Source organism: Streptomyces sp. NPDC055239, assembly GCF_053606205.1.
The window spans coordinates 550,569-567,066 of record NZ_JBSGRD010000001.1; the positions used below are offsets into that span (position 1 = coordinate 550,569).

The window sequence follows — 16,498 nt, forward strand, 5'->3', positions numbered from 1 at the left end:
GATGCCCATGCCCATGTCCATGCGCCTGCGCTCGCTCGTCACCGTGTCACAGGGACTGGTCCGCCGACTGCTGCCACGGCGCGTCCGCGTCCGCCTGACCCTCCTGTACGGGGTGCTGTTCGTCGCCTCGGGCGTGGTGCTGCTCGCCATCACCAATCTGCTCGTCGCCCGCACTCCGGCGAACCTCGTCCTCGTCAAGAACCGGGGCGGCGAACCCGTGCTCTCGCCGGGCGCGGACGGGCGGCTCTACCTCGGCTATCCCGAGGCCAACTCGTCCGTCCAGCTGAACGACATCACGCAGCAACTGCGCGACCAGGCGCTCCGCCAGCACGAGATCGAGATGGACCACCTCCTTGTCCAGTCGGGCATCGCGCTGGCGATCATGGCCGTGATCGCGATCGTCCTCGGCTGGCTGGTCGCCGGGCGCGTCCTGCGTCCCCTGCGCACGATGACGGGCAGCATCCAGCGCATCTCGGCCCGCAACGTGCACGAGCGGCTTGCCGTCGTCGGTCCTGCCGACGAGCTGAAGGACCTCGCCGACACCGTCGACGGACTCCTCGGCCGCCTGGAGACGGCTCTCGACTCCCACAAACGCTTCGTCGCCAACGCCGCGCACGAGCTGCGTACGCCGCTCACCCTGGAGCACGCGCTCCTCGAGGAGTCCCTCATCGACCGCGACGCCACCCGCGAGTCGTTCCGGTCGAACTTCGAACGGCTCCTCGAGATCAGCAAGCAGCAGGCCCGCCTCCTGGAGTCGCTGCTCACCCTGTCCAGCAGCGAGCGCGGCCTCGACCACCGCGAACCGCTCGACCTCGCGGACGTCGCCGAGGAGGTCGTGGAGGCCTCGCGCCCGGAGGCGGGGCGGCGGGAACTGCGCATCGAGACCACGATCGGGCCCGCCGAAGCGTCGGGCGACACGGCGCTCGTCCAACGCCTCGTGGCCAACCTGGTCGACAACGCGATGGGCTACAACAACCCCGGCGGGCACGTGGAGATCACCACTCACACCGACGCCGGGCGCGCGGTCGTCGCCGTGGCCAACACCGGGCCCGAGGTGCCGCCCGACCAGGTGGAGCAGCTCTTCGAACCGTTCCAGCGGCTGGGCCGCACCGCGGGCGACGGCCATCACGGGCTCGGCCTCTCCATCGTCCGCGCCATCGCCACCGCTCACGATGCCGTGATCAGCGCTCACGCCCGCCCCGGCGGCGGGCTCGCCATCGAGGTCTCCTTCCCGCCGCGTACAGGCCCGCTCCAACGCGACCGGGAGATCGCGCAGTCGGACGATGACCCGGCAATCCGCTGAGCGTCCGGCCGCGAACTCCTGGCGTTGTCACGGCCCCTCGCGCTCGGGCGGCCGCATCATCGACGTACACCCCGACCGCCGACGGCGCGAGCCGGGGCCGGGCGTGGCACCCGATAGGGGTGAATAGGGGTTTCCAGCTCTAGATCAATTCTGCTAGTGAGGGGTACCAGGCCTGTAAGCGCGTTGTTAAGGTGAGCGTTGTTCGGCCAGTGGGATTCCGCTCTTGTTCAGGACCGGAGCAGAATCCCCACGGAGGGGAAGTGGCGCCGAGTGCGGGTGTAGTTCTGCGAATCGACGACGGGTGTGTGGCTCGGGCTCATCACCGCGGTGGCGGTGATGTATTTCCATGCACCTCGTTCGTCGCCCGGACACCGGTTGAACCGGTCCTCTGAGTGCGCATCACTTCTTACTTCATGGTCGATCTCTCCCGTATGCCGCGCCGATCCTGACCGGCGGGCGGTCATGCGCGCACGGGTGAAAACAGACCACTAGGGGGATTTCAGTTGGCAATACCTGGGCATGCACAGATCGACCATCTTATGGTCGTCGAAATCGAGATCAGTTCGCTGTCGACGGCCGACTCACCGCGCATCTCCGGATTAGATCAAGAACACGTGGAAGCGCTGGCAGTGGTGCAGAGCCCGCTGCCGCCCATCACCGTGCACCGCTCGACCATGCGTGTCATCGACGGACTGCACCGCTTGCGGGCCGCCGAACTGCGAGGACAACGCAAGATCGCGGTGAAGTTCTTCGAAGGGGGCACGGCCGACGCCTTCGTCCTCGCCGTCGAGTCCAACGTCACGCACGGTCTGCCGCTGACCACGGCGGACCGCAAGCGCGCCGCTGGACGCATCATCGCCTCTCACCCGCAGTGGTCGGACCGCATGATCGCCTCGGTGAGCGGCATCGCCCCGGGTACCGTCGCGGAGATCCGCAGACGGGCCCCGGCCGAGCAGGCCGGCGAAGCGGGCAGGATCGGCCACGACGGCCGGGTGCGCCCGGTCAACGGCGCCGAGGGACGCAGGGTGGCGAGCGAACTCATCGCGGAGAACCCCCAGTTGTCCCTGCGTCAGATCGCGCGGGTCGCGTCCATCTCCCCGGAGACGGTCCGCGACGTACGCAACCGGATGATGCGCGGCGAGGACCCGCTGCCGCAGCGCGGGAAACGGGGCGGTGGCGAAGGCCTCACGAGCGCCCCGAGGAGCGGCACAGGACCCACCGTCGTACCCGTCCGTGACGCGGTCCAGGACCGTGCCGCGGTCCTCAAACGCCTCAACGCGGATCCGGCGCTGCGCTTCAGCGAGACCGGCCGCATTCTGCTGCGGCTGCTCAACATCCACTCGATCAGCGCGGAGGAATGGGACGAGATCATCGACAGGACCCCGCCGCACTGCGGCCGGATCGTGGCCCACCTGGCCAACGAGTGCGCCGAGATGTGGGCGGAGGTCGCGGTCCGCGTCCAGCGCAAGGTCGCCGAGACGGCATAGGGCGCCTTGGGTGTCCAAGTGAGCAGATCGCCCACTTGGACGCCGGTCCCGCAGTCCAATGACATTCCCATGACCAGGGGCACCTTCACTTCCGTGGCGAGCTCCAGCACGTACATCGCTGTGCCTGAAAGCTCCCTTTCCCGCGCCCTTTTCCGCGCCTTTCCGTGCCCAATTGCGGGCCTGGTTGGTGGGAATGCAGAAAGGTATCGTCCTGCGGGTGAGCGAATTGCACGTCATATCAGCGAGGGCTGTTCCGTAATTCCGATGCAGGAGGATTCCGTCGAGTGTTGATCACCCAAGGACCTGGTGGGCCTACCGTCGGGGGGCCGCAATCCGGGGCCCAGAAGCAATCGCTCCGGCCGGGATCAGTGCGCCGGGCGATGTCCTACATGAAGCCGCACAAAACCGCGTTCGCCTTTCTGCTCCTCACCACCGTGGTGGATTCCGTCATCATCGTGGCCACCCCTTTGTTCCTGAAAACGATCATCGACGACGGAATACTCAAGGACGATGCGGGAGTCATCACGACCGTGGCCCTCGTCGTCGCCGGACTCGCCCTCGTCGACGCGGTGGCGCAGCTCGTGCAGAGCTACTTCTCCGGGCGCATCGGGCAGGGCGTCAGCCGCGATCTGCGGGTCGAGGCCTTCAAGCACGTACAGCGGCAGCCGATGGCGTTCTTCACCCGGACACAGACGGGACTGCTCGCCAGCCGCCTCAACGGAGACGTCATGCTGGCCCAACAGGCCCTCACCACGATGCTGGTCTCCGCGACCAGCGTGCTGACGGTCCTGCTCGTCCTTACCGAGATGTTCTATCTGTCGTGGCTCATCAGCCTGATCTCCATCGTCATGCTGCCCCTGTTCATCGTGCCCGGCATCTATGTGGGACGGCGCCTGCAGCACTACTCCAGGGCGCAGATGCAGGCCAACGGCGAGCTGGGCGGCATCATCAACGAGCGGTTCAACGTGGGCGGGGCGATGCTCGCCAAGCTCTTCGGGCGCCCGCGCGAGGAAGCCGCCGCTTTCGAGGCCCGAGCGGGCGACGTACGCCAGATCGGTGTCGTCTGGACGGTCTACAGCAGGCTCTCCTTCATCTTCATGGCGCTGCTCGCGTCACTGACGACCGCCCTCGTCTACGGCGTCGGCGGCCGACTGGTGCTCGACGACGTGTTCCGCATCGGCACGCTTGTGGCCCTGGCCGCGCTGCTCGGCCGGCTCTACGGGCCGATCACCCAGTTGTCCGCCCTGCAGTCCAACGCGCTGACCGCGATGGTCAGCTTCGACCGGATCTTCGAGGTCCTCGACCTCAAGCCCCTCATCGAGGAGAAGCCGAACCCGGTCTCTCTCTCCGCGCCAGGCAGCGGCCCCGCGCCGGAGATCGAGTTCGAGCAGGTGTCCTTCCGGTATCCGCGCGCCAGCGAGGTGTCCCTGGCCTCCTTGGAGTCCAACGCGCTGTCCGCGGCCGAACGTGCCAAGGAGACGGCGGAGGTGCTCCACGGGATGACCTTCCGGGTGCCCTCCGGCAAACTCACGGCCCTCGTCGGCCCGTCGGGCGGCGGCAAGACCACCGCCACCCACCTCGTGTCCCGCCTCTACGACCCGACGTCGGGAAGTGTCCGCATCGACGGCCACGACCTGCGCGACGTCAGCCTCGACTCGCTGCGCGACGTCGTCGGCGTGGTCAGCCAGGACGCGCACTTCTACCACGACACGATCCGCGTGAACCTGTCCTACGCACGCCCCGACGCCACGCAGCGCGATCTGCTCCGAGCCTGTGACGCGGCTCAGATCGGCGACCTGGTCCGCTCACTGCCGAGCGGCCTCGACACCGTGGTCGGCGACCGTGGGCACCGCCTCTCAGGCGGCGAGAAACAACGCCTCGCCCTCGCCAGGCTGCTCCTCAAGGCGCCGTCCGTCGTCGTGCTCGACGAGGCCACCGCGCACCTGGACTCCGAGTCCGAGGCGGCCATCCAACAGGCACTGACCACCGCCCTACGGGACAGGACATCGCTGGTCATCGCCCACCGCCTGTCCACCATCCGGGAGGCGGACCAGATCCTCGTCATCGACGAGGGCGAGGTCCGCGAGAGCGGGACACACGAGGAACTCCTCGCGGCGGGAGGTCTCTACGCCGAGCTCTACCACACGCAGTTCAACCGCCCGAGCACCAACGGAGCGGGCCCGAACGGCCACAAGGAGCCGGTGCTGCGGGGGCCGGTCCTCGGGGGCGGACCCGTCCTCGGCGGGAGCGGACCCGTGCTCGGCGGCAGCGGCCCGCCGCCAGGTGTCGGCGGGGAGCACATCCTGCGCCTCGGTGGCGAACCGGACGAGCGCTGAGCGCCAGCCGGCGCCTGCCTGAAGGGGGAAGTAGTGGAGTCGTCGGTGGTGGCGGAGCTGATCGCCGCACGGGTGGAGTCGTCGCCCGGTGCGTTGGCGATCGAGGGCGAACGGACCCTGTCGTACGGGGAGTTGTGGGCGGAGTCCGGGCAGTGGGCGGCGTATCTGGCCGCGCTGGGTGTGGGCCGGGGCGATCGCGTCGCGGTGGTGATGGAGCGGTCCGCGGACCTGGTGGCGCTGCTCCTGGGGGTATGGCGGGCGGGCGCCGCCTACGTCCCCGTCGACGCGGGATCCCCGGCGGAGCGCGTCGCCTTCGTCATCGAGGACTCGGCTCCGGCGGTGGTGCTGTGCACCGCGCGGACCCGGGGCGCGGTGCCGCCGAGCGCCGCCGTGCAGGTGGTCGACGACCCGCGGGTGCGAGCGGCGGTGGCGGCCTGCGACGGCGCGGACGTCCACGCGCCGATGAACGGACAGCCGGTGGACGGCCAGGACGTGGCGTACGTGATGTACACGTCGGGTTCCACCGGGGTGCCGAAAGGCGTCGCGGTGCCGCACGCGAGCGTGACGGCGCTGGTGGGCGAGGACGGCTGGCCGGTCGGCCGGGCGGACGCGGTCCTGATGCACGCTCCGCACGCCTTCGACGTCACGCTCTTCGAGGTGTGGGTGCCGCTCGCCGCCGGAGCCCGTGTGGTGATCGCCGAGCCGGGTGTGGTGGACGGGCGGCGGGTGCGCGAGGAGGTGCGGGGCGGCGTGAGCGCCGTGCATGTGACCGCGGGCTCGTTCCGCGTGCTCGCCGAGGAGTCGCCGGACTGCTTCACCGGGTTGCGCGAGGTGCTCACAGGCGGTGACGTGGTCCCGCCCGGTGCGGTGGCCCGGGTGCGTGACGCCTGCCCCGACGTGACGGTCCGGCACCTGTACGGGCCGACCGAGACGACCCTGTGCGCGACCTGGCATGTGCTGAGGCCGGGCGACGAGGCGGGTTCCGCACTCCCGATCGGGCGCCCGCTGTCCCACCGGCGGACCTTCGTCCTGGACGCGGCTCTCCGGCCGCTGCCCGCCGGTACGGTCGGGGAGCTGTACGTGGCGGGATCCAGCCTGGCGCGGGGCTACTGGAACCGGCCGGGACAGACCGCCGAACGCTTCGTGGCCTGCCCGCACGCACCGGGCGAGCGGATGTACCGCACCGGAGACCTGGTGCGCGAGACCGACGCCGGTGACCTCCTCTTCGTCGGCCGCGCGGACGACCAGGTCAAAGTGCGGGGATTCCGCGTGGAGCTGGGCGAGGTGGAGGCGGCTCTGGCCGCCCACCCGGCCGTGGCCCAGGCGGTCGTCGTCGCCCGCGAGGACCGCCAGGGCGAGCGCCGTCTGGTCGGCTACGTCGTCCCCGAGGAGAAGCGGGACGGCTTCGCCCCTCGACTCGTCCGCGAGGAGCGGGACGGCTTCGCCCCTCGACTCGTCCGCGAGGAGCCGGACGGCTTCGACCCTCGACTCGTCCGCGAGGAGCCGGACGGCTTCGACCCTCGACTCGTCCGGGACGGTGTCGCCAGGACCTTGCCCGACTACATGGTCCCCACCGTCGTACTGCCCCTCACCGCGCTCCCCGTGACCCGCAACGGCAAGGTCGACCGCGCCGCCCTGCCCGCCCCCGACTTCGCCGGGATGGTCACCGGACGCGCGCCCCGCACCGAGGCCGAGACGATCCTGTGTGCGCTGATGGCGGGGCTGCTGGGACTGGAACGCGTCGGCGTCGAGGACAGCTTCTTCGACCTCGGCGGCGACTCGATCATGTCGATGCAACTGGCCGCACGCGCCCGCCGAGCGAAGCTCTTCTTCAAGGCGGAGGACGTCTTCGAGCACGCGACACCGGCGGCCCTGGCGGCGATCGCGCGATCCGGGGAGCACCAGGAACCCGCAGTCCGCGACGCCTTCGCCGGATCGCTCATGGGCGACCTCCCGCAGGACGAGGCCGACCGGCTGCGGGCCGCGGTGCCCGGCATGGTGGACGTATGGCCGCTGTCGCCGCTGCAGGAAGGGATCCTCTTCCACACCACCTTCGACGACGACGGGGACCACGAGGACGGCGGGGACGGCGGTCCTGACGTGTACGCGAGCCAGCGCACGCTCGCACTGCAAGGCCCCCTTGACGCGGACCGTCTGCGGACGTCGTGGAAGACGCTGCTCGCCCGGCACGCCGTGCTGCGCGCGAGCTTCCATCAGCGCGAATCGGGCCGGACGGTGCAAGTCGTCACGGCCGGGGCGGAGTTGCCCTGGCGCGAGGCAGATCTCTCGGAGCTGCCGGAGGGCGAGGTGCCGGCCGAGGTGGCGCGCCTCGCCCAGGCCGAGCGTGCCGAGAGGTTCGACCTCGGGTCGCCGCCGCTGCTGCGGCTGTTGCTGATACGCCTCGGTGGCGATCGCCATCGCCAGATCGTCACCGTCCACCATTCCCTGGTGGACGGCTGGTCGACCGACGTCGTCTTCGCGGAACTGTCCGAGGTGTACGCGGCGGGCGGCGAAGGCCGGACGCTGCCCACGACGACGTCGTACCGGACATACCTGGCCTGGCTCGACCGGCAGGACAAGGAAGCGGCGCGTGAGGCATGGCGCGCGGAGTTCGCCGGGGCGGACGAGCCGACTCTGGTGGTGCCCGAGGAGCTGACCGGGGCGCAGGTCGTTCCGGAGCCGGTGCCGTTCGAACTCACCGAGGAACTCACGCGCGGTGTGGCGGAGTTGGCCCGCTCTCAAGGCGTGACCGTCAACACCGTCGTGCAGGGGGCGTGGGCTCAGATCCTCGCCCGGCTCGTGGGGCGCACGGACGTCGTGTTCGGCACTCCGGTGGCGGGCAGGCCCGCGGACCTGCCGGGGGTGGAGTCGGCGGTCGGCCTGTTCCTCAACACCGTGCCTGTACGGGTGAGTCTGGCGGCGGATCAGTCGGTCGCCGGGATGCTCGCGGATCTGCGGGAGCGGCAGGTCGGGCTGATGGGCGGGCAGCACCTGGGCCTCCGTGAGATCCGCCGACTTGCCGGACCCGGCGCGGTGTTCGACACCCTCGTGGTGTTCGAGAACCTTCCCCGCACGTCCGGCGGATCGGGCGCTGAAGCAGGCCTGGACATCCGCCCCGTCGGGGAGCCCGAGGACAGGGGCCACTACCCGATGGCGCTGATCGTCGTCCCCGACGGCCGGCTGCGGGGGCTGCTCGTGCACCGCCCGGACGTGGTGGGACGTGAACGGGCCCAGGCCGTGATCTCCTCGCTGATCCGCGTCCTCGAGCAGATGGTGGCGGACCCGTCGGCGCCGGTGGGACGGCTCGACATCCTTCCGGCCGCCGAACGCGCGCTCGTGGCCCGGGAACGGAACACGGCGGCGCTGCCCGTGCCCGACGCGCTGGCACCGGACCTCTTCGCGGAACAGGCCGCGGCCACACCCGCCGCGGTGGCGGTGGTGGACGGCCCGCGTTCGACGACGTACGGCGAACTGGCCGCACAAGCAGCCTGCCTGACCCGCCACTTGACGGACAGGGGAGTGGGACCGGAGACACGGGTGGCCGTCATGGCGGACCGCTCGACGGAACTGGTGACCGCCCTCCTCGCGGTCTCGGCGGCGGGCGGTGTCTACGTCCCCGTGGACCCGGCACTTCCCCCGGCGCGGCTGCGCATGCTCCTCGACGACGTGGCCCCACCGGTCCTGATCTGCGTGCGGGAGACCCGCGACGCGGTACCGGAGGAGTTCCCCGGTCAACTGGTGCTACTGGAGGACCCGTTGACCGCCCGAGCCGTGGCAGCCGAGTCCCCGAAAAGCCCGGTGAAGGACACGGAGCGGCGCACACCGCTGACCGCGTCCAGCGCGGCGTACATCATCTACACATCCGGTTCGACCGGCACCCCCAAGGGCGCGGTCGTCCCCCACCGCGGCCTGCGCAACCTCGTCGCCGACCGCGTCGAGCGCTACCGGATCGACGCGGACAGCGCGGTGCTCCAACTCGTCTCGCCGAGCTTCGACGTCTCCATGTCGGACATCTGGCCGGTGCTCTGCGCGGGCGGCCGACTGGTTCTCGCGCCGCCCGCCCGACGGCACGCGACCGGCGAGGAGCTTGTCCACCTGATGCGCGCGGAACGGGTGACGCACGTCGCGATGACACCGACCCTCCTGGCGCAGCTGCCGCCGGAGGAACTGCCCGCACTGCGCGTCCTGGTCATCGGTGGCGAACCCGTCTCCGACGAACTGCGCCGTCAGTGGTCGGCGAACCGCGAGATCTACAGCGAGTACGGAGTCACCGAGGCGACGGTCGCCTCGACGGTGAGCCGCCCTCTCGACGCCCAGGACGAGCCGTCGATCGGACGCCCGGTAGCCAACACCTCCGCCCACGTCCTTGACGCCTTCCTGCATCCCGTGCCCGCGGACACGGTGGGCGAGCTGTATGTGGCGGGCGCGGGCCTGGCGCGCGGCTACCTGCGGCGTACGAAGCTGACGGCCCGGCGCTTCGTGGCCAGCCCGTTCGCGCACGGCGAGCGGATGTACCGGACCGGAGACCTGGTGCGCCGCACCCGCACCGGCGACCTCGTCTACGCCGGTCGGGCCGACGCACAGGTGAAGGTGCGCGGGTTCCGGGTGGAGCTGGGCGAGATCGAGGCGGCCCTCGCGGGGCATCCCGCCGTCGACCGGGCCGTGGTGATCCTCAAGCGGGACAGGCAAGGGGAACGGCGCCTGGTCGGCTACGTGGTGGGCACCGAAGGCAAAACCGATACCCGGACCGATACCCGGACCGACCCACAGATCGGCACACAGACCGTGGACGGGCCGTCAATACGCGAGTACGCGGCGAAGGCCCTGCCCGACTACATGGTGCCCGCAGCCGTGATCGGTCTCGACGCACTGCCGGTCACCCCGAACGGCAAGATCGACGTCCCCGCGCTGCCCGCGCCCGACTTCGCCGAGCACGCCGTGGGCCGGGCGCCGGAAGGCGAGACGGAGAAGATCCTCTGCGTCCTGTTCGCCGAGGTCCTCGGCCTCGAGCGGGTCGGCGCCGACGACAACTTCTTCCGGCTCGGCGGGGATTCGATCAGCTCGATGCAGCTGGTGAGCCGCGCCCGCCGGGCGGGGGCCTTATTCAGTGCCCAGGACGTCTTCGAGCACGGGTCACCGGAAGGCCTCGCGCGGGTCGTCAGGCTCGGTGCCGGGCACATGTCGGGACCGGACATCGGGGAGGGCGATGTGGCCTGGACGCCCGTGATGCGGGCCCTGGGCGAGCAGGCCCTGGGCGGCGGTTTCACCCAGTGGGTCGTGATGGGGACTCCGGCGGGTCTCGGCGGCGAAGTGCTCGCGGCAGGTGTGGGCGCCGTACTCGACACCCACGACATGCTGCGCGCGCGGGCCGTTGCCGACGGCGACACCGGGCCCCGCCTGGTGGCGGGCGAGCGCGGATCCGTGGACGCCGCACGGCTGATCGCCCGGGTCGACGCGGCGAACGTACCCACGGACGATCTGGACGCGCTCGCGGGCCGCGCCGCGCGGGAAGCGGTCCTGCGGCTCGACCCCTTCACCGGAGTGATGGTCCAGGCGGTGTGGTTGGACGCGGGCCCGGAGCGAGTCGGCCGACTCGTCCTGGTGGTGCACCACTTGGCGGTCGACGGGGTCTCGTGGCGGATCCTGGCCCCGGACCTGCGCGCCGCGTGCGAAGCGGCAGCCGCCGGGCAGGAACCGGGGCTCGATCCGGTGGGAACGTCCTTCAGGCGCTGGTCGCGGCTCCTCGTGGAGGAAGCGACCGGAAAGAATCGCGTCGTGGAACTCGACGACTGGACCGCCCTCCTCGACGGCCGGGCGGAACCACTCCTCGGCCACCGGGCCCTCGACCCGGCGCGGGACACGGCCTCAGGCATGCGCCACCGGTCGTGGACGGTGCCGTCCAAGGAGGCGGCCACGCTCGCCGGACCGACACCTGCGCTCTTCCACTGCGGCGTGCACGAGGTGCTGCTCGCCACGCTGGCCGGCGCGGTCGTCCAAGAGCGCGCAGGCAGCACTCACTGGACGGTCCTCATCGATGTCGAGGGACATGGACGCAAGCCGGTCGGCGACGCGGATCTGCTGCGTACCGTCGGCTGGTTCACCAGCGTGCACCCCATCCGCCTGGACCTGTCCGGCATCGATCTGTCCGGCATCGGGACCACAGGGGCGGCAGCCGGTGGACCGGACGCCGGCTCGCTCCTGAAGGCGGTCAAGGAACAGGCGCGGGCGGTGCCGGGCGACGGACTCGGGTACGGACTTCTGCGGCACCTGAACCCCGATACGGGCCCGGTGCTCGCCGCGCTGCCGAGCCCGCAGATCGGCTTCAACTACATGGGGCGTTTCCCCGCAGTCACGGGAACGTCCGCCGTGGAGCCCTGGCAGATGGCCGGCGAAGAGGCGGTAGGAAGCTCCACCGCCGATGCCATGCCGGCCACGCACACCCTTGAGGCCGGTGCCACCATCCGCGACGCGGCCGAAGGGCCCGAGCTGACCATCTCGCTGAGCTGGCACAGCGCGGTCGTCGACGAAGCGGTGGCGGAACGCGTCGGACGCCGCTGGCTCGACCTTCTCGCGGGCCTCGCCGCCCACACCACGGACCCGACGGCGGGCGGCCACACCCCGTCCGACTTCCCCCTCATCGAGCTCGCCCAGGACGAGGTCGAGCAGTTCGAAGCGATAGCAGCAGAGCTCGAAGGAGGGCGTTCGCTGTGAAGACTCCCGTCCCCGCCACGGGGCACGCGCCCGCCGCCCCCCGGTCGGCTCCCCGGGCCAAGGGTTCCGCGCTCGCGGAGGTCTGGCCGCTGTCGCCCCTGCAAGAAGGGCTCCTGTTCCACGCCGACTTCAACGGCCAGGGAACCGACGTCTACACCGTGCAGAACACACTGGCGGTCGAAGGCCCCCTGGACGCGGGCCGCTTCCGTGCCTCCTGGGAGGCGCTGCTCGCCCGGCACGCGGCGCTGCGGGCGAGCTTCCAGCGGCGCAAGACGGGCGAGGCCGTGCAGCTCATCACCCGCGAGGTCGTCCTGCCGTGGAGCGAGGCCGACGTCACGGACCTCACCGGGCCCGAAGCGACGGCCGAGACGGAACGCCTGGCCGCACGCGAACGCGCGCAGCGGATCGACCCGGCGGCGGCGCCACTGATGCGTCTGCTCCTGATCCGCCTCGGAGAGCGCCGCCACAGCCTGGTGATGACGAGCCATCACATCCTCATGGACGGCTGGTCGGCCCCGATCCTCCTCAACGAACTCTCCGCGATCTACGCGGCGGGCGGCGACGCCTCGGGCCTCACACCCGTGACGTCCTACCGGGAGTACCTGGCCTGGCTCTCCCGCCAGGACAAGGAGGCCGCACGAGCAGCCTGGAAGGCGGAGCTCGCGGGAGCCGATGAACCGACGCTGGTCGTGGGCCCCGCGAACCCGGCAAGCGGCGACACACCCCCGAAGAAACGGTCCGCCTCCCTCACCGCGGAGACGACCGCGGCGCTTACCGCTCTGGCCCGCGCCAACGGCCTGACGGTGAACACCGCCGTGCAGGGCGCGTGGGCACTGGTGCTCGCCCGCCTCGCCGGACGCGGGGACGTGGTGTTCGGCGCGACGGTGGCGGGCCGCCCTCCGGAGCTGCCGGGCGCCGATTCCATGATCGGTCTCTTCATCAACACACTTCCGGTACGGGTACGGCTCGACGGTTCGCAGCCGCTGCTCGACCTGCTCCGAGAGCTCCAGGACCGCCAGTCCGCGCTCCTCGCCCACCAGCACCTGAGCCTCTCCGAGATCCAGCAACTGGCCGGTCCCGGCGCGAGCTTCGACACCCTCCTGGTCTACGAGAACTACCCTCGGCCGCCCGGAGACGCGGCCACACCCGACACGCTCTCCCTGACGACGGTGAAGTCGCGCCAGGCGACCCACTACCCGCTGTCGATCGGCATCGCCCCGGGCGAGCGTCTCAGGGTGGATGTGACCTACCAGCCCGACCTGGTCGACGAGACGGTGGGCGAGGCGCTGGCCGGGCTGCTCACCGGCGTCCTCGAACGCATGGTGACGGATCCGTCGGTGGCGGTCGGGCGCGTCGGTGTCGAGGGCGCGCTGCCCGAGACAGGGACGGAGGCGGCCGCTTCGGTGGCTGGTGAGTCGGTGCCGCAGCTGATCGAGAGGCGGGTGGAGACGGCACCGGACGCGGTCGCGGTCAAGGGCGAACGAGACTGTTCGTACGGGGAGTTGTGGGATCGGGCAGGGCGTTGGGCGGCGCATCTGACCTCGCTCGGCGTGACCCGGGGCGATCGCGTCGCGGTCGTGATGGAACGGTCGCCGGAGCTGGTGGCCGTGCTCCTGGGGGTGTGGCGGGCAGGCGCCGCCTACGTGCCGGTCGATGTGAGTTCGCCGGTGGAGCGGCTGGCCTTCGTGCTGCGGGACGCGGCTCCCGCGGTGGTGGTGTGCATGACGGAGAGCCGGCGTGTGGTGCCGGAGAGCCTCGTCGCGCGGCTGGTGGTGGCCGATGCCCCGCGTGTCGCGGAGGCGCTGGCTGCTGCCGAGGGCGGTCAACGGTTCGCCGCGCCGTTGGCGGCGCAGGACGTGGCGTACGTGATGTACACGTCGGGCTCGACGGGTGTGCCCAAGGGCGTGGCGGTGCCGCACGGGAGTGTGGCGTCGCTGGTGGGGGAGCGTGGCTGGTCGGTCGGCCCGGCGGACGCGATCTTGATGCATGCCCCGCACGCCTTCGACGTATCGCTCTACGAGATGTGGGTTCCGCTGGCCTCCGGTGGCCGCGTGGTCATGGCCGGGCCGGGTGTGGTGGATGCCCAGCAGGTGCGTGAGCACGTGCAGGGTGGTGTGACGGCGGTGCACTTGACCGCAGGTTCGTTCAGGGTGCTTGCGGAGGAGTCCCCGGACTGCCTTGTGGGACTGCGGGAGGTGCTGACCGGCGGGGACGTGGTTCCGGCCGCGTCGGTGGCCCGTGTGCGCGAGGTGTGCCCGGATGTCTCCGTCCGGCACATGTACGGGCCGACGGAGACGACGTTGTGCGCGACCTGGCATGTGCTGGAGCCGGGTGACGAGATGGGTCCCGCACTGCCGATCGGGAGCGCGCTGCCCCAACGCCGGACCTTCGTTCTGGACGCGTTCCTCCAGCCGGTTCCGCCGGGCATGGCCGGTGAGCTGTATGTGGCGGGCGCCGGGCTGGCGCAGGGCTACTGGAACGGCCAAGGTCTGACCGCTGAGCGCTTCGTGGCGTGCCCGTACGCGCCTGGGCAGCGGATGTACCGGACCGGCGACCTGGTGCGCCTGTCCGGGGACGGTGCGCTCGTCTTCGTCGGCCGTGCGGACGCGCAGGTCAAGATCCGTGGCTACCGGGTGGAGCTGGGCGAGGTGGAGGCGGCCCTGGCCGCCCACTCCGCCGTGGCTCAGGCTGTGGTCGTCGCCCGTGAGGAGGGTCCGGGTGAGCGCCGTCTGGTCGGCTATGTCGTCCCGGACGGCCAGGTGATCGACCCCCAGCGCGTACGCGACGACGTGGCTCAGGTGCTGCCCGACTACATGGTGCCCGGCGTCGTACTCGTCCTCGATGCTCTGCCGGTGACCCGCAACGGCAAGGTCGACCGCGTGGCGCTGCCCGCGCCGGACTTCGCGGAGCGCGTCGTCGGCCGTGCACCTCGGACCGAGGCGGAGGAGACGCTGTGCCGTCTCTTCGCGGAGGTGCTCGGTCTCGAGCGGGTCGGCGTGGAGGACAGTTTCTTCGAGCTGGGCGGCGACTCGATCATGTCGATGCAGCTGGCCGCGCGGGCCCGCCGCGCGAACCTGCTCTTCAAGGCGCAGGACGTCTTCGAGCACGAGACGCCCGCCGGGCTCGCGGCCGTCGGCCGTACAGCGGACGAGGCGTCGGCCGCACAGGACGCGGGCGTGGGCGAGGTGCCGTGGACACCTGTGATGCGGGAACTTGGCGAGCGGGCAGCCGTCCGTCCCAAGTTCGCCCAGTGGGCTGTCTTCAGCGCGCCGTCCAGGCTCGAACGGCACGTGCTGGCCTCTGCGTTGAGTGCGGTCGTAGACACCCATGACGTACTCCGGTCGGTGGTGGAGGAGAGTGAGGCGGGTCCGCGGCTGCTCGTCCGCGAGCAGGGTTCGGTGGACGCGGAGGCGTTGGTCACCCGCGTGAACGCGACCTATGCCGTGGCCGGGACCCTCGACGACATCGCGGACGAGGCGGCACAGGAGGCCGCGGAGCGCCTCGACCCCTCGGCGGGCGTGATGCTTCAGGTGGCGTGGGTGGATGCCGGTCCTGGGCGGGTCGGCCGACTGGCCTTCGTGGTACATCACTTGGCGGTCGACGGGGTCTCGTGGCGGATTCTGGTCCCGGACCTGAAGGCCGCGTGCGAAGCGGTGGCGGCCGGTCGTGAGGCACGGCTGGATCCGGTGGGCACGTCCTTCAGGCATTGGTCCCGGCTGCTGGTCGAGCAGGCTGCCGGGGAGGCGCGGGTCGCCGAACTCGCGGAGTGGTCAGCTGTGCTGGGGAAGGGTGAACTGAGCTTAGGTAAGAGACAGTTGGACCCGGAGCGCGACATCGCGGGGACCATGCGGCGCCGTTCGTGGACCGTTCCCACTCACCAGGCCGAGACGCTGACGAACCGGACACCGGCGGTCTTCCACTGCGGTGTGCACGAGGTGCTGCTCGCGTCCCTTGCCGGTGCGGTCGTCCAATGGCGGGGTCGGTCGGCGGCCTCGGTGCTGGTGGACGTGGAGGGTCATGGGCGCGGGCCGCTCGGCAGTGCGGAGCTGACGCGCACGGTGGGCTGGTTCACCAGCTCGCACCCGGTCAGGTTGGATGTCGGCGGCGTCGATGTGCGTCAGGTGGTGGCGGGTGGTCCGGCGGCCGGGGTGCTGCTGAAGGCGGTCAAGGAGCAGGCGCGGGCGATACCGGGGGACGGGCTCGGGTTCGGTCTGCTGCGTCATCTCAATCCCGACACCGCACCGGTGCTCGCCGCCCTGCCGCGCCCGCAGATCGGCTTCAACTACCTCGGCCGCTTCACCGCGGACACGGCGAGCGTCACGATCGGTGGCTCGCTCGACCCGGCCATGCCCGCCACCCACACCATCGAGGCGGGCGCGGTGATCGTCGACACGGCCACGGGACCCAGGCTGACCCTCACGCTGAGCTGGGCCGCCGAGCTGCTCGACGAGGCGGCGACGGAACGCCTCGGCCGACTCTGGATCGACCTGCTCGGCGGTCTTGCCGCCCACACCGCCGATCCCACGGCGGGCGGACACACGTCCTCCGACTTCCCGCTGCTCGACCTCGCGCAGGACGAGGTCGACGAACTCGAAGCCGGTTTCGCCGACGGCATCCCGTAACCGTCAGCCGTCATGAGCCGTCCGCCCACCGTCCTGTCC

General features: G+C 71.0%; 4 protein-coding genes and 1 pseudogene. All 5 read left to right on the forward strand.

What is annotated here, in order from left to right; translation table 11 throughout:
* Nucleotide 1: 1 nt before the first annotated feature.
* The 5 genes and pseudogenes from ACWFRJ_RS02345 (at nt 2) to ACWFRJ_RS02365 (ending at nt 16,459) form a co-directional block, all read left to right on the forward strand.
* Entirely contained in the window at nt 2–1,303 is a 1,302-nt protein-coding gene (locus ACWFRJ_RS02345) for a sensor histidine kinase (protein WP_453524286.1), read from the forward strand.
* A gap of 614 nt (nt 1,304–1,917) precedes the next feature.
* Complete coding sequence (locus ACWFRJ_RS02350) at nt 1,918–2,790, forward strand: hypothetical protein (protein WP_453524288.1); 873 nt, start codon at nt 1,918–1,920, stop codon at nt 2,788–2,790.
* Between the two features lie 389 nt (nt 2,791–3,179).
* On the forward strand, nt 3,180–5,126 hold the full coding sequence (locus tag ACWFRJ_RS02355; RefSeq protein WP_453524290.1) for an ABC transporter ATP-binding protein: 1,947 nt from the start codon (nt 3,180–3,182) through the stop codon (nt 5,124–5,126).
* 33 nt (nt 5,127–5,159) lie between these two features.
* Nucleotides 5,160–11,837, forward strand: a pseudogene (locus ACWFRJ_RS02360) (amino acid adenylation domain-containing protein); the annotation flags it as partial.
* Nucleotides 11,834–16,459, forward strand: a complete 4,626-nt coding sequence (locus ACWFRJ_RS02365; RefSeq protein WP_453524292.1) for an amino acid adenylation domain-containing protein — start codon at nt 11,834–11,836, stop codon at nt 16,457–16,459. The pseudogene ACWFRJ_RS02360 and the gene ACWFRJ_RS02365, both read left to right, overlap by 4 nt.
* Nucleotides 16,460–16,498: the final 39 nt, after the last annotated feature.